Annotated in this window: 22 protein-coding genes; 9 read left to right on the forward strand and 13 right to left on the reverse strand. The window is 54.9% G+C overall.

Annotated elements, in window-relative coordinates; translation table 11 throughout:
• The 4 genes from HOJ95_18965 to HOJ95_18980 form a co-directional block, all read right to left on the reverse strand.
• Positions 1-1,591, reverse strand: a 1,591-nt coding sequence (locus tag HOJ95_18965; GenBank protein MBT6396772.1) for a hydantoinase B/oxoprolinase family protein, incomplete at its 3' end; no start/stop codon positions are given.
• Positions 1,591-3,738, reverse strand: coding sequence for a hydantoinase/oxoprolinase family protein (locus HOJ95_18970; protein ID MBT6396773.1), 2,148 nt, complete (start codon positions 3,736-3,738; stop codon positions 1,591-1,593). The genes HOJ95_18970 and HOJ95_18965, both read right to left, overlap by 1 nt.
• A 19-nt stretch (positions 3,739-3,757) precedes the next feature.
• A complete protein-coding gene (locus tag HOJ95_18975; GenBank protein ID MBT6396774.1) occupies positions 3,758-4,177 on the reverse strand; it encodes an EamA family transporter in 420 nt (139 codons plus the stop codon).
• Positions 4,178-4,461: 284 nt separating this feature from the next.
• A complete protein-coding gene (locus HOJ95_18980; protein ID MBT6396775.1) occupies positions 4,462-4,809 on the reverse strand; it encodes a histidine biosynthesis protein HisIE in 348 nt (115 codons plus the stop codon).
• Positions 4,810-5,521: 712 nt separating this feature from the next.
• Between HOJ95_18980 and HOJ95_18985 the strand changes: the two genes are divergently transcribed.
• The 3 genes from HOJ95_18985 to HOJ95_18995 are packed head-to-tail and all read left to right on the forward strand — an operon-like array spanning position 5,522 to position 8,511.
• The gene (locus HOJ95_18985) at positions 5,522-6,388 is read left to right on the forward strand and encodes an MBL fold metallo-hydrolase (protein MBT6396776.1); all 867 of its coding nucleotides are present in this window, start codon (positions 5,522-5,524) and stop codon (positions 6,386-6,388) included.
• A 46-nt stretch (positions 6,389-6,434) separates the two neighbouring features.
• Positions 6,435-7,730: a hypothetical protein gene (locus HOJ95_18990; GenBank protein MBT6396777.1), complete on the forward strand. Its 1,296-nt coding sequence runs from the start codon at positions 6,435-6,437 to the stop codon at positions 7,728-7,730.
• 19 nt (positions 7,731-7,749) lie between these two features.
• Positions 7,750-8,511, forward strand: a complete 762-nt coding sequence (locus HOJ95_18995) for an SDR family oxidoreductase (protein ID MBT6396778.1) — start codon at positions 7,750-7,752, stop codon at positions 8,509-8,511.
• Positions 8,512-8,529: 18 nt separating this feature from the next.
• On the opposite strand, the gene HOJ95_19000 is transcribed toward HOJ95_18995, so the two are convergent.
• Entirely contained in the window at positions 8,530-9,852 is a 1,323-nt protein-coding gene (locus HOJ95_19000) for an anaerobic sulfatase maturase (GenBank protein MBT6396779.1), read from the reverse strand.
• A 90-nt stretch (positions 9,853-9,942) separates the two neighbouring features.
• Positions 9,943-10,650: a metal-dependent hydrolase gene (locus tag HOJ95_19005; protein ID MBT6396780.1), complete on the reverse strand. Its 708-nt coding sequence runs from the start codon at positions 10,648-10,650 to the stop codon at positions 9,943-9,945.
• A gap of 184 nt (positions 10,651-10,834) precedes the next feature.
• Between HOJ95_19005 and rimI the strand changes: the two genes are divergently transcribed.
• On the forward strand, positions 10,835-11,377 hold the full coding sequence (rimI, locus tag HOJ95_19010) for a ribosomal protein S18-alanine N-acetyltransferase (GenBank protein MBT6396781.1): 543 nt from the start codon (positions 10,835-10,837) through the stop codon (positions 11,375-11,377).
• Between the two features lie 93 nt (positions 11,378-11,470).
• Entirely contained in the window at positions 11,471-12,022 is a 552-nt protein-coding gene (locus HOJ95_19015; protein ID MBT6396782.1) for a CvpA family protein, read from the forward strand.
• A gap of 71 nt (positions 12,023-12,093) precedes the next feature.
• Here HOJ95_19015 and HOJ95_19020 read toward each other — a convergent pair whose 3' ends face one another.
• From HOJ95_19020 to HOJ95_19040, 5 genes are all read right to left on the reverse strand, one after another.
• A complete protein-coding gene (locus tag HOJ95_19020; GenBank protein ID MBT6396783.1) occupies positions 12,094-12,342 on the reverse strand; it encodes a hypothetical protein in 249 nt (82 codons plus the stop codon).
• Between the two features lie 90 nt (positions 12,343-12,432).
• A complete protein-coding gene (locus tag HOJ95_19025; GenBank protein MBT6396784.1) occupies positions 12,433-12,978 on the reverse strand; it encodes a DNA-3-methyladenine glycosylase I in 546 nt (181 codons plus the stop codon).
• A gap of 39 nt (positions 12,979-13,017) precedes the next feature.
• Complete coding sequence (locus HOJ95_19030; GenBank protein ID MBT6396785.1) at positions 13,018-13,350, reverse strand: zinc ribbon domain-containing protein; 333 nt, start codon at positions 13,348-13,350, stop codon at positions 13,018-13,020.
• Entirely contained in the window at positions 13,351-14,577 is a 1,227-nt protein-coding gene (gene aroA, locus HOJ95_19035; protein ID MBT6396786.1) for a 3-phosphoshikimate 1-carboxyvinyltransferase, read from the reverse strand.
• A 72-nt stretch (positions 14,578-14,649) separates the two neighbouring features.
• Positions 14,650-15,015 (reverse strand): HNH nuclease family protein, encoded by a 366-nt coding sequence (locus HOJ95_19040; GenBank protein MBT6396787.1) that lies wholly within the window; start codon positions 15,013-15,015, stop codon positions 14,650-14,652.
• 139 nt (positions 15,016-15,154) lie between these two features.
• On the opposite strand from HOJ95_19040, the gene HOJ95_19045 reads away from it, so the two are divergent.
• The 4 genes from HOJ95_19045 (at position 15,155) to HOJ95_19060 (ending at position 19,747) form a co-directional block, all read left to right on the forward strand.
• Positions 15,155-15,820 (forward strand): hypothetical protein, encoded by a 666-nt coding sequence (locus HOJ95_19045; GenBank protein MBT6396788.1) that lies wholly within the window; start codon positions 15,155-15,157, stop codon positions 15,818-15,820.
• 49 nt (positions 15,821-15,869) lie between these two features.
• Positions 15,870-16,739 carry a DMT family transporter gene (locus tag HOJ95_19050; protein ID MBT6396789.1) on the forward strand — a complete coding sequence of 290 codons (870 nt, stop codon included), beginning with the start codon at positions 15,870-15,872 and terminating at the stop codon, positions 16,737-16,739.
• Between the two features lie 120 nt (positions 16,740-16,859).
• Positions 16,860-18,554 (forward strand): gamma-glutamyltransferase family protein, encoded by a 1,695-nt coding sequence (locus HOJ95_19055; GenBank protein ID MBT6396790.1) that lies wholly within the window; start codon positions 16,860-16,862, stop codon positions 18,552-18,554.
• Between the two features lie 74 nt (positions 18,555-18,628).
• Positions 18,629-19,747, forward strand: coding sequence for a Gfo/Idh/MocA family oxidoreductase (locus tag HOJ95_19060; protein ID MBT6396791.1), 1,119 nt, complete (start codon positions 18,629-18,631; stop codon positions 19,745-19,747).
• 16 nt (positions 19,748-19,763) lie between these two features.
• On the opposite strand, the gene HOJ95_19065 is transcribed toward HOJ95_19060, so the two are convergent.
• Positions 19,764-20,513 (reverse strand): sulfite exporter TauE/SafE family protein, encoded by a 750-nt coding sequence (locus HOJ95_19065; GenBank protein MBT6396792.1) that lies wholly within the window; start codon positions 20,511-20,513, stop codon positions 19,764-19,766.
• Positions 20,514-20,516: 3 nt separating this feature from the next.
• The gene (locus tag HOJ95_19070) at positions 20,517-21,257 is read right to left on the reverse strand and encodes a sulfite exporter TauE/SafE family protein (protein MBT6396793.1); all 741 of its coding nucleotides are present in this window, start codon (positions 21,255-21,257) and stop codon (positions 20,517-20,519) included.
• Positions 21,258-21,647 lie beyond the last annotated feature (390 nt).

Genomic DNA, 21,647 nt, shown 5'->3' on the forward strand with positions numbered 1-21,647 from the left:
GGGCACGATTTTGGGGCTTGCCCCACCCGCCTCCGCCAGGGGTTTCCACCCGTAGCATATCACCCGCTTCAAAAGATTCGTCCGCTGTAATAGCTGAAAGCCGCCGGGATTTCCCAGATTTTCCAGCTAGTGTAATCCGGTAGGTTGAGCCAGCCTCGCCCCCTTTGCCGCCAAAGGGCCCCGTTTGCTCTGACTCTGCTGCGCTCGAGAAGTGGCCACCTGCCATGAAACGGTACTCTCGGTAGGTGCCGGGCCCGCCCCTAAACTCACCAGCCCCGCCGGAACTGGGAACTAGCCCGGCTGATTCGATTCTAATGGGATAGCGTGCCTCGACCACCTCGGCAGGCATTCCTCCGTGGCCGCCGATGGGAGGAACGGCGGATAAACCATCAAGTTGCGGGGCGCCACCGCTTCCTGCTCCGAGTGCTTCACGGAACAGAAAAGAGCCTTCATCACCGTTGGAGCCCCAAAGGCTCAGAAAACGCAGATTGTCGAAACCTGCCGGGATGACCCCGCCAGTTGAAAGAAATAATGCCTCCCCGAAAGCGGAAAACAATCGCCCCATGGTCAGGGAGCGAAGTCCAGTAGGTGCGGGAAACTTCGGGGTCAGGAGAGTGCCTGGCTCTGGTAGGCGAATGTCGATGGCCCTGCATGCACCGTCGTTCAGTAGGATTCCAGCCATCCTCTCTGGATTATCTGCAAGATGGAGAAGCAGGGGGGATATCAGCCTCGACAGCGAGGTTTTGCCCTCGCCCTCAAGTGGGCAATTGATGGGTCCCCGTGCCTGAGGGCCAGCGCCCAGCTCCACCACCAGTTTTTCGCCCTCCCTGAAGAGGGTCACGCTCAATACATGGGGCCCGTCGTAGCCGTCGGTTTCAATCTGCGTTTTAACCTTTTGGCTTTTCTCTGGAATTTTGGGTAAAAGCTCATCTTTAAAAGCCATCTCGGATTCGCGGAGAAGGTCTGCAAAACAGGCGGTGAGCTGTTCGGCGTCGTAGCGATCAACCAACTCTCTTAGCCTGAGTGCACCAACCTGAAGCGCTCCTATCTGGGCATCGATGTCATCCTTGAGCATTTCCGGGAAACGGCTGTTGCGCAGGAGCATGGTCTGGATATCTTCCACCCGCTCGCCGCCGTTGGCGATTCGCACGGGAGGAATGATGAGGCCCTCATGAAAGCTCTCCGAGGCGCCGGCGGCACCTCCCCCGGGAAGAAAGCCGCCCAGGTCGTCATGGCGTCCGCGTACTTGAAGAAATGCAATGAGTTCGCCTTCCCCGAATAGAGGGCGCGTCAGGCATATCTCGGCCATCTCGCCCAGCCCGGCTGGGGGAAGATAGGGGTCGTTGTGAAGGAACACATCGGCTGGCCTCAGATCTTCGGCGGCAAATTTCGAGAGTATGGGCCCGGGTCCAGCGCCAAGTGTCCTGCCCGTCAGTGCCCTTCCGAATCGGTCGTAGAGCGAGACAGAAAAATCCTTTGAGTCCCGGAGGGCGGGGCTCCGCCAGATGCGTGCAAGGAGATCCTCGACCTCCTCCTCAAGAGAGCGAAGAGCACCCGAGACAATTTCGCTGACAATAGGATTAACGTTCATTAGTAGTTGCTCCCCACTCCGTGCAGACCAGTAGCGCGACCGGCTCGTTCTTCACGCTTGGCCATTTCTGCCCTAAAGCGCATCACCAGATTTCCGTAGCGATCCACCCGCGCCTCTTGCATCGGGAAGATGACGGTGGTGGAACCGAAACTCTCAATAACCGCCGGGCCCGGTATGAGGTTCCCCTCTGCCAGGCGCTCGCGGTAATAGACGGGGGTATCGATGAAGCCGTTCGTTTCAGGGAACCAGACTAGCCGCGCTCCCTTATAGGCGTCCTCGGCGTTCTCATCGCCCACCGGAAGAAGAGGCAGATTTGGTGGCTCGGTGAGCCCGATCCCAGTGACGCGTAGGTGGACAATTTCAGCCGGGCGCTTTCCTTTGTAGTTATGAGTGAAGCGCTGCCGATAAAGAAGATGAAAGCGCTCCATCACGGCGACAAGCGCCTGGGGCGATAGGTAGCCGGAGGGAAAATCGACTTCGACCTCGTGCGCCTCGCCCTGATACCTTATGTCCACCGCTCGCCGGAGCATGCGGCGATGCGGCGGTATGCCCTCCAGGGCGAGACCATCGTCTGCTTGGCGCTCAAGGAACTCGAAGGCGCTGCTCAAGGCGTCGGTGTCGGGTTTGTCCTCGCTCTGGTAGTGGGGTGCCGAATGATCGTTCACCAAGTCCACCACCTCGAGCCCGAAGGCGCTGGTCATTCCCGCGAAGGGGGGGACGATGACGGTTTCGATGCCCAGGATTTCAGCCACGAGGCCTGCTGTGAGCGGGCCCGAGCCGCCGAACGCCATTAGGGCGAAGTCGCGGGGAGATATCCCCCGCTGCACGGTTGCTTGTCTAATGGCGTGGGCCTGGTTCCATGCCGCAATTTCAACAACGCCTGAGGCCATCTCAAGGGGATCGATGCCAAAGGGACCTGATAACTGACGCATGGCGCGCATTGCCAACGCTTTGTTGAGTTTCACCTCGCCTCCAGCGAGATGAAGCGGGCTGCGGGCCAGCACGAGGTTGGCATCCGTCACTGTGGGGCTCTCGCCCCCCATTCCGTAGCACACAGGCCCCGGGTCGGCGCCCGCGCTCCTGGGCCCCACTCGCAGTCTTCCCTCCTGGCTTTGCCAGGCTATCGAGCCGCCGCCCGTGCCAGTGGTGACGACATCGATCATCGGGAGGCGAAGGGTGAATTCATCTAGTTGATGGCGCGTGCCGCGCTTGGCCTCGCCGTTCTCGATTACCGCGATGTCGGTCGATGTGCCTCCGCCGTCGAGCGTGATGAGGCGGTCGTGGCCCGATATGTTGCCCAGGAATGCTGCCGAGAGGGCGCCTGCGGCAGGGCCGGAGAGAACGGTGCCGATAGGTTTTTTCGCCACCTCGCGGGCGGTCGAGACGCCGCCATTGCTCTTCATCACTAGAAACGGGACATCCCCAAGGGTTTCCTCAATGCGCCCCGAGCTTTTTTCTAGATAAGCCATGATTCGGGGCTTGATGGATGCATCTAGCAGGGTCGTTACGGCGCGCTCGTACTCGCCGGGCTCCGGTATGACTTCGCTTGAAATACTGACGAAGCACTCGGGAAATTCGCTGGCAAAGGCATCGAGCAGCATCTTCTCGTGTTTCGGGTTCGCGTATGCATGCAGCAGGCAGATTCCTACCGAGCCGATGCCCTGATCGCGGAACCAACGGGCTTTCTCCTCAGCCTCCTCTTTACTTAGGGGCCGGAGGACCTCGCCAGAGGCGCCTAGGCGCTCGTCCACTTCCAGGATGCGCTCGGGTGGCACAAGCGCATCGGGTGGGCGATTCAATAAAGCTGAGGCGAAGTTGCCTCCTGGCGCGGATTGCGCCCCGCGCCCCAACTCAAGCAAGTGGCGAAATCCTTTAGTGAGTATCAGCCCTAAATTTTCAAATCGTCTTTCGAGTATCGCGTTCGTGGCCACAGTTGTTCCGTGATAAACGCCGATAACCTGATGGGGGCGAATCTTCACGTCAGCCATGATCTTCCGAATGCCCTCGAGGAGTCCTTCGCTGTAATCTGAGGGAGTTGTCGGGGTTTTGGTAGTGAAAACCTCGCCGGTGTCTGAGCGCACGCATACCACGTCGGTGAAAGTGCCGCCGGTGTCGATGCCGATGCGATAGCCTCGCTTAGCCGCCATTTAGAAGAGTTTCCTTAAATTAGCGTGTGAAAAGAAACGCGGCACCCGCCGCAAGACAAAGGCCGCCCATCTTTGCGAGGGTGAACGGCTCGCCTAGGAACATACTGGCCAGGATGGCGGTGATGCCCGGATAAATTGCCGAAAGGGCGACCACGCCGGCAGTGTTACCGCCCGAGGCGCCAAGTGCCAGCGTAAGGAACAACATGGCCGCCATAGTGGCCAGGGCCGCTCCTAGCGGGAACAACAAACCCGTGTTCCACTCTGGGAGGGGAAGCCTTTGTCCTGCGACGCCTCCCACGACAATGATAGCGACGATTATTCCCATGGCGGTCAAATGGGGAAGGGCTCCGAGGCGCTCTTGCCCCAACTTCATCATGAGGCCCCAGATACCAAATCCCAGGACCGAAATCGCTGTGTAGGTCAGTGTGCGTGTGTCCACAAAAGGTCCCCTTCTTAAATAAGGTCTCAGCCGGGATACGGCTGGCCTCCTCGGCTTTAACAAGCCGAGGAAACGAGGCGATCTCATTGAATCATATTGATATTCGCTCTCGGGACGGTTTTATACATCAGGCATTCGGGTAGTGAAAGGGGGGGGTGCCAGAAGGAGGGCTATTAATGAGACTAGGTAGTCCGAAAATATTACTGCGCAATAAAAAGGGGCCCTGCCTTTCGACAGAGCCCCTTTGACAAGTCGCTTGCTCTAGAGATCGTCGATAAAAACTACTAACGACGTCTTTTTGCGGCTTTTTTCTTAGCTTTTTTCTTTGCTGGTTTTTTCTTAGCCTTTTTCTTTGTGGCTTTTTTCTTAGCCTTTTTCTTTGTGGCTTTTTTCTTAGCTTTCTTCTTTGTTGCTTTTTTCTTTGCTTTCTTCTTAGCTTTCTTCTTTACTGCCTTCTTCTTAGCTTTTTTCTTTACTGTCTTTTTCTTTGCTGCTTTTTTCTTTGTTGCTTTCTTCTTTGTTGCTTTCTTCTTTGTTGCTTTTTTCTTTGTTGCTTTCTTCTTCGTTACTTTCCTCTTTGCTGCTTTTTTCTTCGTTACTTTCCTCTTTGCTGCTTTTTTCTTCGTTGCCATACAACGTTCTCCCTGCCGGGCGGTCAGGCGCGCGATGCAAGCGCTTCTCATCGGCGGAGCAAGCGACTACATAAAGCCGATGTTGTCTAAAAAATATATTTCATTCGTGTACCATTAAATGAAATATACGCACATTAGGAAACTTAAAGTAAATTTCGTTGTTTGGTCAAGCGTTATTTTCATTTAATTCAAAGTTTTTCGAGGTGTTTCTAAAAAAGAATGTGAGGTTTGATCGTCAAGACAACGATTTTATTTGTACTTGTCGCGCTGAAAAGTGAAAAATGAATCAAAAAAACGGTTTTCTATTTTTTTTAAAAAATTAATTCAATTTTTTTTTCTCTCGAAGATGAGTTGAATCTTTTTGATCTCTTTTGTGTTTATGTGCAGTTGTTGTGATGAATGGTCGTAAAAGATCTAGGGAGTGTATGTAATGTATATTCACGATTTAGTAATGCTTGATGTATGTTGTTGGAAAGAGCGGACCAAAGGCCCTGCATATGCTTTTAATCCTTTGCAATAAAGAGATTGAGCATTTTATGCGGGCCTCGCATCATGTCGCGTCGTTATCTTTTCGGTGGGATTTTTTTTGAATTATGTTTTTCGTTGAAGTTCGTTAGTATTTGAGCAAATGAACGAATGCGTCTATTTTATTTGTTCGATAACGACAAATTTCTGCCCTGTTTTCTTTTGTCGAACGTCTGAGGGATTTTTTATGCGTGTTACGGAGCATATTCATTCGCTTTTGCTCAATTTTGAAATAGAAATGCCCACTGGGGCAAAAATTAAGCGTTTTGTGCCTGTGTATGTGATTGATAGCGAGCATCTCACGGTAATCGATACGGGAGTAAAGTCGGGTGCTGAAGAGATATTTGAATGCATCGAGTCGTTTGGCCGCAAGCCCGAGGATGTCGAATTCGTCATAAACACGCATGGTCATTTCGATCATGTAGGAGGAAATGGGGTTTTGGCGGAACGCGCACAGCCACGGTTTTTTGCTCACAGACGAGACAAGGCGATAATCGAGAGTCTTGAATATCAAGAGAGGATTCGTCCGGTGGGCAACATGTGCGAAAAAAATACATCGGGGTCTGTTAGGGTAACAGATCTTCTGGATGAGGGCGATGTGATTGACCTTGGTGGTGATATGAAGATAGAGGTTCTTCATACACCGGGACACTCTCCGGGGAGTATATCTCTCTACATTCCTTCGGAGGGGGCGCTTTTTTGCGGTGATGTCTTGCCTGAGCCTGGGGCGCTTCCCATTTATGAAGATATGGGGCAGACGCTGGAGAGCCTGAACAAACTCAGGGCTATAAATGGAGCGGAGGTTCTTCTGTCTCAATTGAGCGATAGGATTTGGCGAGGGGCCGAAGTCCAGGTTCATATCAACAATGGGGAGGCCTACATCCGAATAATTAATGAGCTTGTACACCAAGCCTCGGCTGAATTGGGCGAGGCGGCTTCGGTCAAGGATATAGGCGCCCGCGTATTCTCGGAGTTAGGGCTTCCCGAGGCTGGGCTGATCCCCATTGTCCAAACATCGATAATGGCCCATCTCACTGCCGAGTCTCTCGGGTAATAATGATTAGGCAAGACCGCGAAGTTTTTTTCTGGGGTAGGAAGAATTGAGCTTATATTTCTATACAAAACAGTGGGACGCCGCGCTCGGAACGATTCCAGGCGATTTGGCAGATTTCTGGGAGGCAGGGCGGGAGTTGCTTGCCAATCCTGCAGGCGTGGGAGAGGCCATTGGTCGTTATCAGGGTGGCGAGAGGCAGCCCACGTTCGCCGTGGTGGAAGCCGATTTAGTAGGTATTGCGGATAGGCTGACACTTGCAGAGGGGAAAGAGCATATTGTTGTAGTTGGAAACGGCGGCTCGATTCGTAATGTCTGGGCGCTTTACGCGGCACTTTCTACGGCTGGCGCCAAGCGATCGCTCCATCTGCTCGACGGAACCGACCCCGCCGGCCTGTTGGGCGAGATGATCTCAGGCAAAGCTCGCTTCTCGCCTTCGAATACGCTGGTGCTGCCAGTGAGCAAGTCGGGCAACACGGAAAATGTGGTTCAAGAAACAAGAGTAATACTAGAAAAGGGCTACACCATCCTTCCTGTTGTAGGATCAGGACAGAATAGGCTCGCTGAGCTTGTTCGGGAGAAGGGAGTTCCTAGTTTTCCTCATCCAGATAGCGTGGGCGGTCGATTTTCGGCGGCACAAAATAATGCTCTGCTCCCGCTTGCCCTCGCGCTAGGGGGAATGGAGACAATTAGGGAGATTGCCACATCTTTTAAGGCCGCGAACGAGAGGCTATCGCCTGATATTCCCGTTGGGGAGAATATGGCTAAGGCGTTGGCTCTTTCCTTATGGCGAGCCGAGCTTGGCGGCTACACCGAAATTTTCATGCCTATCTACACAAAATCACTCTCTGGCCTGGGAAAGCTCATTGTTCAACTCGTGCACGAGAGTTATTGCAAGGCCGGGAAGGGGCAGACATTTCTTTTCGCCGAGGCGCCCGAGAGTCAGCATCACACGAATCAGCGTTATTTCGATGGGCGGACCACGATGGCGGGATTGAGCGTTCGTGTTGATTCCTTTGATGGCGATTTTAATATGCGAGATGACGTTTCTGCCGGACAATACCTAGACCTAGAGCACGCGGGTGTTGCAGGAGAAGCCGAGCGGATGAAAATTCCACACTCGGTCCTGACGCTGGGTAGCCTCGGCGCGGGTGAAATTGCCTCGGCCATTGCCCTTTGGCAGTGGGCGGCGGTATACGGTGGTCTGCTTCGCGGCGTCAATCCGTTTGATCAACCAGCTGTTGAGGGAAGCAAGCAGATTGCCATCGAAATGTTCAAAGGCTATGGCTCTGGCGTCAGAGAGCAACTCGATAAATATACGCGAGATGCCTCCTTTACCTTGTAGTTCAGTTGAGGAGTCGGCGATGAATCCGTTTTCTATGGAGGGCCGGGTGGCTGTCGTAACCGGCGGTGCCACTGGAATCGGATTGGCCATCGGGCGGGCATTGGCCGAGGCGGGCGCCCGCGTGACGCTTTCCAGCCGCTCTAAGGAAAAAGGTGAAACGGCGGCCAGCGCGCTCCGCAATGAAGGTCTTTCTGTCCAGTTCGCGGCCTGCGATGTTTCCTCGCCCGGCGAGGTGGCCGGGTTGGTGGAGGGGGTTGTCGCCGAGCATGGAAGGCTCAACGCCATGGTGATGAGTGCCGGGCTTCATGTCCTCAAGCCAGCCCTTGAAACGACAACAGAGGAAATTGACTCTCTCCTTGCGGTGCATGTTAGGGGGGGATATCTCTGTGCTCAGGCGGCGGCGCGAGCGATGATTGGCAATGGTGGCGGCAAGATTCTTTTCATCTCCTCGATGCTGGCCGAGGCGGCGGTCCCTCTTCAGTCGGCCTACATCGCAGCCAAGGGCGGGATGGTTTCCCTTGCGCGGGCACTCGCGCTTGAGTGGGCGCCCCATGATATTCAGATCAACGCGCTGGGACCCCAGTTGACGCGAACGCCCCTAACTGAAGGGCTCTATGCTGATTCTCAAAAAATGGAAGCGGTGATTGCCCGCACCCCGGCGGGCAGGGCGGGAGAGGCCGAAGATGTTACTGGGGCGGCGGTGTTCTTGTGCTCGGCGGCATCGGACTATCTCACCGGCCAGCACATCATTGTAGATGGTGGGCGCAGCGCCGCAGGGTAATTGTCGGGCCCGGAGCCGCTATCGCCCGTGGCAGCGCTTATATTTTTCCCCGCTCCCGCATGGGCACGGGTCGTTTCTTCCGGCGGTGGCGAAGCGATTCTTAAGCCCCTCTGCATCATCCGATTCTATTCTTCGCATGATATTGGCTGGTGGTCGTTCTGCCTTTAGCTCGCCCGCCATAAAGCGCATCGGCGCGTCGATGTGTTTGAAGAAAGCCTTGTATCCCTCGCAAAGGTAATTCAGCCCTGCCTCGCCGTCAGGGGCGTTGCGTATTCTGTTTTTTGGGCAACCGCCGTTGCATATGAAGCGGACCTCGCACGCCCTGCAATAGCGGGGCAGGTCGTCCTTCTTGGCAAGGCCGAAGGTTTGTTGGCGCTCGGAGTTCACCATGTTGATGAGAGGCAATTTCTTTAGGTTGCCGATGAGGTGGCGTGGCTCGACGTAGTGGTCACACGAATAGAGGTCGCCGTTGTGCTCCAACGCGAGGGCGAGGCCACAGGTTTCCTCGAAAATACACAGGCCGGGCCGATCTCCCGCCCAGGCATTGAGCGCCACATCGAAAATTTGAACGAACACTCGGCCCACGTCCCGGCGGACCCATTCGTCGAAAATGGTGTTGAGAAATAAGCCATATTGAATTCCCGTCACGGAGCGTTTCGTCACGGCGACGCCTTCCTGGAAACCGGTGTCGTTATCTCGTTCAACGATGGGGATAAACTGAATGAAGCGGGCGCCGATTTCATCGCGCAGGAATTTGTAGACTTCAATCGGATTTTCGGCATTTGCGGCATGTATGGTGGTGAGGACATTAAATTCGACGCCATGCTTTTTTAACAATTCGAGCCCGGCCATAACCCGCTCGAAGGTGGGTTGCCCCCCTTTATCCACCCGGTAGGCGTCGTGCATCTCGCGGGGGCCGTCAAGGCTGATGCCGATGAGGAAGTTGTTTTCTCGGAAAAAGCGGCACCACTCGTCGTCGATGAGGGTTCCGTTGGTCTGGAGCGCGTTGAGGACGCGCATCTCGGGCGGTCGGTGTTTTTCCTGAAATGCGGCGGCGCGGCGAAAAAAATCAAGGCCCATGAGCATGGGCTCGCCCCCCTGCCAGCCGAAGGTTGTCTCCGGGACCCGCTGGGCCGAGCCCGAATGGGCCTCGATGTACTGGCGCGTGAAATTTTCGAGCGTCTCATCGCTCATTCGAAAAGCGGCGTCAGGATAGAGCTTTTCTTTTTCAAGAAAATAGCAGTACGTGCAATCGAGGTTGCAGATAGCCCCCCTGGGTTTCAGCATCACGTGGAACCCTGCCGATGGGTCCGGGAGCTTGATGTCGAGAGGCGCTGTCATGGCGACCTTAATCCGTTAATTCAGCGTTAAAAGAAAAAAGGGGGCCTCCTTGGAAGCCCCCTTTTTATTTTGTGCGGCAATAGAGATGCCCTAAACGCTAACGCTCTGGCCGGGCTCAATCACAGTGATCTTTGTTGAAAGCCCTCTTTTTTTAACCTCTTCCTCAAATTTCGCCGGAGTGCCTGTAAGTGGTGGAAAGGTGGAGTGGTGAATCGGCACGACGTGCCTGGCATTAAGAATCTCGCAGGCCTTGGCCGCCTCGACCGGGTCCATCGTAAAGCGGCTGCCAATGGGGAGGAGGCATAAGTCGGGTTTATAGATTTCCTCGATAAGCGCCATGTCACCAAAGACGTTCGTGTCGCCAGCGTTGTAGATGCGCTTGCCATCCTCAAGCGTGATGATGAGGCCAGCTGGTTCGCCTGCGTAAGCCGCATCCTTGCCGTAGCTTGAGCTATGCATGGCATGGGTGAGGGTGAGCGAGATGTCGCCGAAGGCCACCGTGCCCCCTTTGCCCATGGCGGCTGGGTGTCCATCCGCCATTTCGGCGTCTGCGGCGAGGAGGTTTATAAGCTCATAGGGCCCTGCCACCGGGCAGGGGCTGTTCTTGTAGATTTGCGCAATGCTTGCCGTGTGGTCGAAATGCCCGTGAGTGACGAAAATGAGGTCAGCTTTTTCCGGCGTTTTGAAACTGTCAGGGCAGGTAGGGCAATCGAGCCAGGGGTCGATGTAAATAGTTTTTCCGCCGTCCGTTTTCATCAAAAAGCTTGAGTGGCCAAGTAGCGTAAGGGATGCGCCCATGATTATCCTCCTGAAATTAATGGAAACTCCGGTTTATATAGAACTCGGGGCCGCTCTCCGTCCTAAATAAGACGGAAACGCGACTTCTTCCTCCGATACGTGAATATGAATGTAAATAGGATTATAGTCATCAAACGGGTTCGCCGAAAGGGCGGCATGTAATTTGTTTCGAGGAGGTGGTGGTTTGAGCCAGAGGGCCGAAGATATGAGCCGAGGCATTCAGTCCTCAATTGGAGCGGATGGCGCCCCATATCTGGAATTTCGCCTTCGCCCGATGGAGGTGAGCGATATTCCTGTGGTGATGGCCATCGAGGTCCGCTCTTTTTCTTTGCCCTGGACGGAGGACGCCTTTTTAAGAGAGATTGAGAAAATTCCGTTCTCACGCCCGGTTATCGCAGAGGAACTCGATGGTGGAGAAAACAGGCAAGACAAGGTCGTCGTCGGATATGCTTGTTGGTGGGAAGTGAAGGACGAGTGCCATATCACGAATGTGACAGTCTCCCCCGAGGCGAGGCGGCGGGGCGTTGGCAAGTTTCTGTTGACGGAAATTATCGAGGACGCTCGAAATCGAGGTGCGGTTCGGGCCACCCTCGAAGCCCGGATAAGCAACAAGGCAGCGCTTTCGTTGTATGAGAAATTTGGCTTCAACTCTGTGGCGATGCGGCCCAAGTATTATCCAGATAACGGCGAGGACGCTATGGTGATGTTGAAGGATATGTCCGAGTGAGTGCCTCTTTCATGATTATCCCGAAGAGAAAATGCGTATCTCATTTTTTATGTGAGTTCCACTCCCGCCTCTTTTTGGTTCAGTATTGATCCTATGAGTAATTTTCCTGCCACGGATGGCGCAGTTCTTCTTATTCTTGTGGTGTTTTTCCTGCGAAGTTTTTTTCGGGGTGCGCTGAAAGAAGTGTCATCCCTTTTGTCTATTGTGACCGGTTATGCTGCGGCCACTTACTTTGGCCCCGTATTCGAGGACACGTTAAGTTTGTGGGTGAGTAGTTCGTGGTCCTCGCGCAGTACGGCGTTCACGGGTGTGTTTGTTGTCGTCTGGCTTGCCGCGAGCATCACCGGAAGAATGGTATTGCATTTTTCCGGGGCATCCCCGAACGGCTACTTGAATCGGATATCTGGTGGGGCCATCGGCGTTGGGAAAGGGATTTTTTTCCTCTCTGTCGCATACGCAACGCTCTTGAGTGTAGCGCCTTCTATTACGCCCAAGCCGCGCGCCGATGAGCGCGTGATGCCCATTATCAGACATACGGGAGAATACATCCAGAAGGCTTCGGTTCTTGAACTTGATGGTCAGGTGGCGTTGATTAAAAAAACGCTTAGTGAATCTTTTTTCAGTTCAGAGAAAAAGGATAAATAGCCGGAGAGGCGAATCTTGGAGCCCCTCACTCACAAGGGGTACAGTATTCTCAGATTTCCTGTGCGGCGGCGCTAGTTCTCGCCAGTTTTTTCGGGAAGGGCGGCCTGCTCGCCTTCGTCTTCTTGAAATTCTGCATCAATAGGCTCGTCCTCTGGCTCCTCAACAGCAACAGGTTTCGGAGGTCTATTTAGAGCAGAAAGGCGAACAAGGACGTTAGAAATTGCGAAGGTGAATCGAAGGATCAGATAAAATACCCCTATCTGAACGATGACAGGAACCGCAACGCCGAGTAAGTGCTGAACTTCCTTGAAAATAAACACCTTTATTCTCCAAGCTCATAGAGCCATTATCATCGCCCGGCTTTCTAGGGCTGAATCTCTCCTACAAGGTATCGTTTGGGGCCTTCTGTCTCAAGTCCGCTTTATGTTTAAATTCGATTTCCAACATAGCCGATGATGCCGAATCGGGATTTTCCCCACGGATTCGAGGTAGCTCTCCGATATTTTAGGTCCCATGAAACGAAATTCTTTTCGAAATATTGGCCGAAGCGTATCTAAATCGCCGGGGAGCGATTCGAGGTAGCTTGAGAATCCACCATGTGCCTTTGAGAGAGCGATAAGGCGCCCTGCATTGTCGATAGTCGCCCCAATCTTTCCCCGATGGCGCACGATGCCTGCATCGTCCAGAAGGCGGCGTATGTCCTTTTCGGTGAAGGCGGATACTTTCTGAGGCGAGAAGCGGGCGAATGCCGAGCGGAAGGCAACTCGTTTGTGAAGGATGGTCCGCCAGGAGAGGCCGGCTTGAAAGACCTCAAGCGAGAGCCGCTCAAAATGAGCCGCGTCGGTTTTTACGGGCACGCCCCATTCCTCGTCATGATATTTCGCGAGGAGCGAGCTCTCCTCTGCCCAGGGGCAACGGCGGGGATTGTCGGCGGGCTGTTTGGTTTTTTCGGCCATATAGGCACCGAGGCTAGGATGGGCGGATGTAATTATTTTCTACAAATTGTCGAGAATTTTTCTGGACCTGCCTTTTTCGAGCGTTTCACCGAATGATTCACCCAGGTCGAGGCCCATCTGCTGGGCTCTTTTTTGAGCCCAGAGACCGATGTTCCTGTCATCTTTATAGAACGAATCGCCTCGCGCATCGCTCGGGTTGAATTCATCGAGACGCTGGGACTCGGTTTTGTGTGCAGCAAAACGCGACATTACCTTGCGAAGTTTTTTCGATTCGCACTGGCGGCAGGTGAGTTTGCGCCGGTCGGAGGGCTTCATCACCAGGTGGCCCGATATGAATCCACAACCTTGGCATTCGTACTCGTAGATAGGCATCTAGTTCGTCTCCATCCTTGCACCCAGTAAACACATGCGCTCGCAGAAGTCTGGGAAGGTTATCGCCATTGCCTCGGCCGTGTCGACCTCTACTCCCTTGGGGGCGGTGAGCCCAGCGATGGCGGCGGCCATGACAACGCGGTGATCGTTGAATCCGTGGGCTTTTCCTCCCCGGAGGCCGCCCCCCTGGACGATAAGACCGTCCGGCATCTCGGTGGCCGAGCCACCCAGTGATTCGAGCACCTGGCGCATGGCGGCGATGCGATCGGTTTCCTTGATGCGCGCCTGGGGAACATTTAGGAGCCGGGTTTCCCCCTCGGCGAATGCGCCCAGGACGGCCATGACGGGTAGAAGATCCGGCGTGGCGTTCAGGTCGAATTCACAGCCCTTGAGCGCCCGTGCCCGGACACGAAGTGCTCCGCTCTCCTCGTTCACCTCGGCGCCCATTTCGGCCACCATGGCGAGCATCGCCTTATCCCCCTGCGGGTCGTCCATGTCGAGCCCTTCAAGGAGAACATCGCCCTCCGGCAAAGCGCCGGCGGCGATGAGAAAGGCTGCCGAACTGAAATCAGCCGGAACCTCGATGTCGAATGCATCAAGCTGCTGCCCACCAGGTACCCGGAAGCGCTCATAACCCTCGCGCTCATAGGATAGCCCCAGTTTGTCGAGCCACCACACTGTCATGTCCACATAAGGTTTTTCATTGAGATCGATGGGCTCGATGATGCTCTCTGCCTCGCCGAAGGGCGCGTTTAGAATGAGGCTCGAGGTGTACTGACTTGTGGTGCCATCAACCTGGGCCGCCCCGCCTTGCCAGGGCCCAGAGACCCTGGCGGGCAGGCATCCATCGCCATTATCTGATGCGGTGCTAGCTCCGAGTGAGGAGAGCGCCTTAAGAAGCGGGCCCATTGGGCGCTTTCGGGTTTGAGCATCGCCATCGAAGTGCGCCTCGCCGCCTGAGAGCAGCGCCGCCGTGCCAAGCCCCATGCGGCAACTCGTTCCCGAGTTTCCCACATTGATGACCCCCTCTGGCGCGGAGGGCCGGCCTCCGAAGCCGCGAATGGTCCATAGACCATCTTGCTTCGATATCTCGGCGCCCATCGCACTGTATACGGCGGCGGCAGAGCGCCCGTCGTCTGAATCCAGTGGATTGCGAATTCGGCTCTCGCCCGAGGCGAGCGAGCCGAGCGCAATGGCCCGGATGGCATGCGACTTTGAGCCTGGCACGCCGGATTTGCCTTGGGCCGGTGATGGTTGAACGCTTAGAATCATAGGTAAGCCCAGGTGTTGGGGATGAGTTTATCTTCCGCCGCCCAAATAATCTCCGAGCATGTTGCGCGAGTGTTCGTCGTCGTGGCAGTGAACGCACAGGTTCTCCCAGTTGCTGCCGTCGGGAGGATTATTTTTGTGGTTACTGTCCCGGTGGTGGACTGTGAGGAGGTGGAGATTGTTCTCATTAAAATCCATCCCGCATTTGGCGCAAAGCCATCCGTGGATATCGAGTGATTGGCGGCGATAGGGGGCCGCGTTCTTGCCGATGGCCGCTGCACCCTTTAGGCGGGCGGCAATTTCCTTGGCGCTCTCTCCCGAGGGCTCAGGTGTCTTTTGCTTTGTTCTTGGTCTGACGCCCGGTCGTCGTTTCGGTCCAAAACTGGTGCGAGCCATAAAAAATCCTCCTCCTTTAGCGAAACTATCCTAGCAAATGGCCACTTCGCGTGGAAGGCCATAAGGCGATTTTTCGTTCATTGCCCGCCCGCGCGAGGGGATGCTAGCATGGCGCCCGCCTCGATTATTGGAGATTTTTATGCGGTTTGTCCCGCGAAGCCTAGCAGTTGTCATTCTAGTGTTGCTTATCGTTTTGCCCGCTCTGGGGGTGGGCGCTCTATACGGAATCCGGGCTGTGGAATCCTACAATCCATTTTGTACCTCATGCCATTTACAGGATCATCAGGACTATCTAGACGATGGCACCCGCCCCAAAGCGAAAGTACGCACCCTCGGAGGAAGGCACTTGTCGAGCGGGGAGGTGAAGTGTATCTCCTGCCACGGCGAGGAGGGGATTACGGGTATGCTCCGGACCACATATCTTGCGGCCAAGGATTCGGTCAAATTCATCATAGGCGACTACAAGCAACCCTCCCGCGTTTTTCATCCTGTTGCGGATAGGGATTGTGTGAAGTGCCATTCAGAGGCGCGAATCCTGAAGCTTGAGGAGGAGGATTTTCACGCCATTCTTGACCATGCCACGCTTCCCTTCGGATGTGTTCAGTGTCATAACGGGCACCGGATAGGCGGACGGCCTGCGAGGCGGTTCATCGTTCCCCAGACGGCTCAGCCGCGTTGTGATCATTGCCACAACAAGCTGGACCAAAAAGTGCGTGTGGGGCAGAGCGTTTTGCCGCGAAACAGGGATCGTCTGGCTGGTGCCGCGTTCGGTTCGTTTGTCTCGTCCATCGCCAAAATGAATTAATAGGGTCCAGACGCTCTACTGGAGCATTCCTCGAAAGGATTTTTTCGGTTTGATATTCTATTTACTCATTGGTGCGGTTACATTTCTTTGGGGCCTGAGTTTTCCTTCCATTAAGACCGGACTTGGATTTATCGAGCCGTTCACCTTCCTTTGGTTGAGAAGCATTTTATCGGCCGCATTCATTTTCAGCCTCATTGCGATTAGAGGCGGCCCCTGGAAGCCGCCGGTGGGCAGACCTGCCTTTTGGGTGAACACGGTGCTTCACAATTTTCTTTTCGTGTTCAGCTACCACGGCACTATTTATACGACGGCGGGACGCACCTCGGTGTTCCTCTACACCCAGCCACTTATTTATACGGCTCTTGCCCTCTATTTCATTCCGGGCGAGCGTCTTGGCCCGCGCGCGATTTTCGGGTTCGTTGCCGCCTTTGGCGGGATTATTGTTCTGTTTGGCGAAAAACTCATGGGCAGTGGCGACTACTCTATCTATGGCGACGGGCTTGTCATCCTGGCCGCTATCTCCTGGGGCATCCAGTCGCTCTATCTTAGGCAAAACCTTAAAGGGATTGATCCCTTCCGTATCACTGCCTGGACACAGTTTGTCGCATTTGGGATTTTTCTCGTCCTGGCCGGGTTTAAGGGCTTCAGCTTTCCTGACTTTACCAATCCCCTCGTGAGCATGAACGTCGCTTATAACGGGCTGGTGGGGACCGGTATCGCCATGCTCATCTGGGTACACCTCCTGGCCAACTATCCGCCCAGTCGGGTGAGCGCGTTCATGTTCCTGTGCCCTGTGTTTGGGGTGTTCTTGAGTGGGATTCTTCTGGCCGAGCCGCTAACGGCATTTATGCTCGGTGGGGCGGCACTGGTTGCGGCGGGTATCTACTTCGTCAATACGGACAAAAAAAAGGATTCTTGATAGAGTATTCCCTCTTCTAGATAGCGGCATGTTTGAGGTTTCCTGATGTCTTTTCGCCACACCACACCAGATGGAAAAGAATACATTGCTCATCGCCCGCAGGCGGTGGGCCATAGCGCGATGGCCTCGACGGGGCACCCCCTGGCTACGCGGGCGGCGCTTCGGGTATTGGAGAGGGGCGGGAATGCCATAGATGCCGGAGTCGCTGCCGGCATTTGCATCAACGTTTTACTCCAGGATTTCACTTCCTTTCTTGGTGTGGCGCCCATTATCGTTTACCTCAAAAAAGAAAACAGGGTTGTCACCATCGATGGGGTGGGCCGCTGGCCTCGGGCGGCCTCGCTTGAGTACTTCAGAGATAATCACGACTCAGACATGCCTGTTGGGGTTTTGCGAACGGTGACGCCTGCGGCGGCAGACGCCTGGCTCATGGCGCTTGAACAATGGGGCACGATGACTTTCGCCGAAGTTGCGGGGGACGCCATTGAACTGGCAGGCGAGGGCTACGCGATGTTCCCTGTCCTTTATGAACACATTGCCAGCCTTAGCGAGTCATATTCGCGGTGGGGGGAAACACGAAAGATTTATTTCAGGGACGGCGAGGTTATCCCGGTTGGCGGCAAGGTTTATTTAAAAGAGCTGGCCGAAACAATGAAGCGGATGGCGCGGGCCGAAGAAAAAGCTTCGGGCGGGCGAACGGCTGGCATCCGGGCGGCCCGCGATGAGATTTACAAGGGCGAGACGGCGAGGCGAATTGTCGATTTTGTCCAGGCCGAGGGCGGCTTCCTCACGATGGCGGATTTGGCCGAGTGCGGCGTTCGGGAAGAGACACCTGTTCGCACTGATTTTCAGGGCTATGAAGTGTATGGCTGCGGCCCGTGGTGCCAGGGACCGGTTCTTCCGGCGACGCTAAATTTGCTTGAGGGCACGGACTTTGTTTCTCTTGGCCACAATTCCCCCGATTACCTGCACCGGCTTATAGGGGCGCTCGATCTTTGTTTCGCTGATCGGGAGCACTACTACGGCGATCCGGATTTTATTCAAGTGCCACTTGAGGGCATTCTTTCGAAATCATATGCTGCCGAGCGCGCAGGGCTACTTGATCGCCCCAAGGCATTCGGAGAAATGCCGCAGGCGGGTAACCCCTGGGCGTTTCAGGGAGATGGGGTGGCGCCTCAAAATGGCGTGGCCATAAAACCAATGGCTGCCCCCGAGACAGGAAAGCCCGCGCAGGACACTTCCTATTGCACTGTGATTGATTCAGAGGGCAACGCTTTTTCGGCCACACCCTCGGACCCCTGTATCGATACGCCGATAATCCCGGGTGTGGGTTCCATCGTTTCCCCCAGGGGTACGCAAAATTGGCTGGACGAGGGTCACCCCAGTGCGGTGGCACCCTGGAAGCGGCCCCGGCTGACTCCGGCCCCGGCGCTTGTTCTTAAGGATGGCGATATTTTCATGACCTTGGGAACGCCGGGCGGTGATGTGCAGCCTCAGGCGATGCTTCAGGTTTTTCTGAACGTTATCGAGTTTGGGATGCTTCCCCAGATGGCGGTCGAGGCTCCTCGGGTGGCGACGTATAATTTTCCCAATACGTTTTGGCCGCATCAATACAACCCGGGCAGAACGGTGGTCGAGGAGCGCATTGAGCGCGAGGGGGGGCAAGGGCTTCGAGAGCGAGGCTACAAGCTCGATGTGTTGCCCGACTATAGTCGCCAGCTTGGAAGCGTTTGCTGCATCGTGAAGGACCCAAAGGAGGGCGTCCTTTTAGGTGGCGCCGATGCACGAAGAGCCTCAAGTGCGGCGGGGTGGTAGTGCAATTTACCCGCTTAATATGATTCATGCCGATTATTTTTTATTCAACCTGATTCAATGTAGGGGAGTGTGAAATGAGTAAACTGGAAAAAAATTCGATTGGTCTCGCTATTGTTGGTTGTGGAAGAGTAGGCGCTATTCGCGGCAGGTGCGCCAGGGAGTATCCCGGAACCGAGTGGATAGGTCTTTGCGATATAGACGAGAAAAAAGGAAAGAAACTCGCCGAGGATCTGGATGCCGATTTTTTCACGACGGATTACCGGAAATTATTGAAGCGCCCGGAAGTCAACGCATCTGTTCTCGCCACGGACGAGGAATGGCATGCCCGCACACTTTTCGCCTCAATTGAGGGTGGGCACAAGATTCTGGTTGAGAAGCCTCTGGCAACGAACCTTGTCGAATCGGCCAAGGTGATTGCGGACGCAGAGGCAGCGGGCGCGGAGATTTTGGTGGGCTACACCCAGCGTTTTCGCCGTCGTTGGCTAACGGCGCGCGAGCATATTCGCCTGGGTCGCCTTGGTGATATCACCACTGCCTCGACACGGGCTTTCGTCAACCAGATGGTTGGAATCACGCGCCTTGCCGGGAACGAGGACCGCTCGCTGCTCAGCCCGATGGTCATCTCGGGCACCCACGCACTCGATGCCTCGCTGTTCATGCTCGGCGACACGAAAAAACCGGTCGAGGTCATCTCGCGCGCAGTGACGAGAACGATGGCGGGGGTAGGCACTCAGGACGCTACCTTCAACATTTTTACCTTTGATGACGGAAGCATCTGGAGCATGGATTGCAGCTGGGGAATGCCGGTCAATTGGCCTGCCTCAACCTACTCGCTCACGGTGGGCTTTATCGGGACCGAGGGGGCGCTGACTATTGACGACACCCACGCCGATATGGTCATGGCCACGGCGGAACCCCTTCCCTCGCATCGGGGCGATGGGCGCCATGTTAATTTTCTCGGGAGTTACCCGGCGGGCGATATGTCGGATGGCGATTTTTGGGGTCCGATGCGCGATGAGTCAAACTCCTGGTTGGCCCATATCTACACCGGCGTGAAAACGCCGCACGCAACTGGGGCCGAGGGCCAGCGTAATCTCATGCTCACCATGGCCTGTGATTTGGCGGCCAAGCGTAAAAAACCGGTTGAACTGCCCATGGCGCCAGAGGATATCCACGCAGAGCTGACCGCCTAGGTTTTAGGGTGTCGCGTTAGTTATAGATGAGTATTCGGAGCGATCCGATGAGTGCGATGGAGAGCACACACAGGTTGAACACCCGGCGTTGCATCCGGGGCTGAAGCCAGGCTCCGCATCGCACACCAGCCCAGAGCATTGGGATCACCATGAGGGTGGCGAAAACCACAGATTCGGTGAGAACGCCTGCGTTCCAGTAGGCGGCGACGCGAAGAGGATTCACGAGAAAAAAGATCGCCCAGATGGTTCCCACGATCATTCTTGGGGCGATGTTCTGGCCGATCATGATGGGCACCAGGAGGGTGGCGCCCGCATTTGCGATGGTGGAGTTCATTCCGCTGACCGTGCCGATGCCGATGCCGGCCCAGACCGGTATCGGCGGTATTTTAACGGGCCGTCCCCGAAATTCGACGAATATTTGATAGGCGGCGATGAGCCCGCAAAGGCCGCCGATGAACATGCGCAACTCTTGCTCGGGGACCCATGTCAGAACCCATCCACCGAAAATGACACCCACCGCCATACCAGGCAAGAAAATGTAGGTGGTCCTCCGGTCCCAGTTTCGCCACATCTGGCGAGAGATCCCCAGATCCACCCATGTCGTGCACAGTGCCAGGTAGACCAGCGCGAACTTGGCGGAGAAGACGAGCGCGAGCGTTGGCATCAGGGTTATGCCCACGCCCGCGCCGAAGGTGCGCTTGAGGAACCCGTTTCCGAATGCACCGATAAAGAGCAGCATCCACTGAAGAGGGGTGAAGTCGAACACGAGCTACTCCCAGAGCAGGCGAATGGCCGCCGCTGCCGCCAAAGCTAGAATAGTCGTGTTGAAAAAGCGCTGGGACATTTTGTCTAGCAATTTTCTCCCGATCCAGCCGCCCGAGAAGGCTAAGGGGATGGAGGCGGCCCCGGCGATAAGCAGTGTGTTGTTCAGAAGCCCGGCAGCATAGTAGGCACTGACTTTCACAGGATTGACGAATAGCCATGTGATGAGAATCGTCGCAACGAGGTTGACCTTTTTTACCCCCTGGCTGAGCAGGTACAGCGTCAGTACCGTGCCACCGGTGTGGGTGAGCGCACTGACTACTCCTCCGATAAGGCCAATGATGGCTCCCGCGCTTTTTCCGATTCTCGGGGTGGGCAACCCGCCTTTGAACTCGGACCATCCTTGCGAAAAGATGAATACCACGCAAATGAACCCGATGAATTTTCTTATCCAGAAATCGGGCAAGCTCGCCAGAATTGCCGTGCCCGATATAATCCCGACGTAGAAGCCGGGGATGACGAGTTTGGCCAGGCGCCACTCCCACTGTTTCCAGAAAAGATGGATGAGAGCATAGTCTGAGACGAGCATGTGGATCGAGATGATGCCTATGACAAAACGTGTGGGCCAGAAGATAAGCATGAACGGTACCAATACAAGGCCGATCCCCATGCTGAAGGTCGATTTGAAGAATCCTGTTCCGAAGGCGCCCAGGATGATGGCGAGTATTTCATATTGAGTCAGTTCCACGGAAAAATATCCAAGAGTTTAGAAGGCATTAGCGTCGTGGTGCTCCAAGGGCATGTGGCTGACGCCGAGTCAGAGTTCCGGAAGGAGGCGGGCTACGAGAGTCACCGGCCGGAAGAGCGCTGGAGCTACCTAAGAAGAATATGCGTCGCCAAAGGATCTCACAAGCGGCCTCGTCATAATAAGGCTGTGGTCTTTTTTTTCTACACCACAGGTGGATTTGAAGAGTGTTTTAGTGGCGATATGTTTGATTTTTTAATTAGGTATAATGTGAACCGTTTTTTCTATCATATTCCCTGTTGGTTTTGATATTTCTGATGGTGGATTTTTATGGCTTTTGTTCTTTCGACGGCCAAGATGATGGCCGAGCATCGCTATACACAGTCCGAGGCA

The sequence above is a fragment of the Nitrospinaceae bacterium genome (assembly GCA_018669005.1).
Lineage (GTDB): Bacteria > UBA8248 > UBA8248 > UBA8248 > UBA8248 > UBA8248.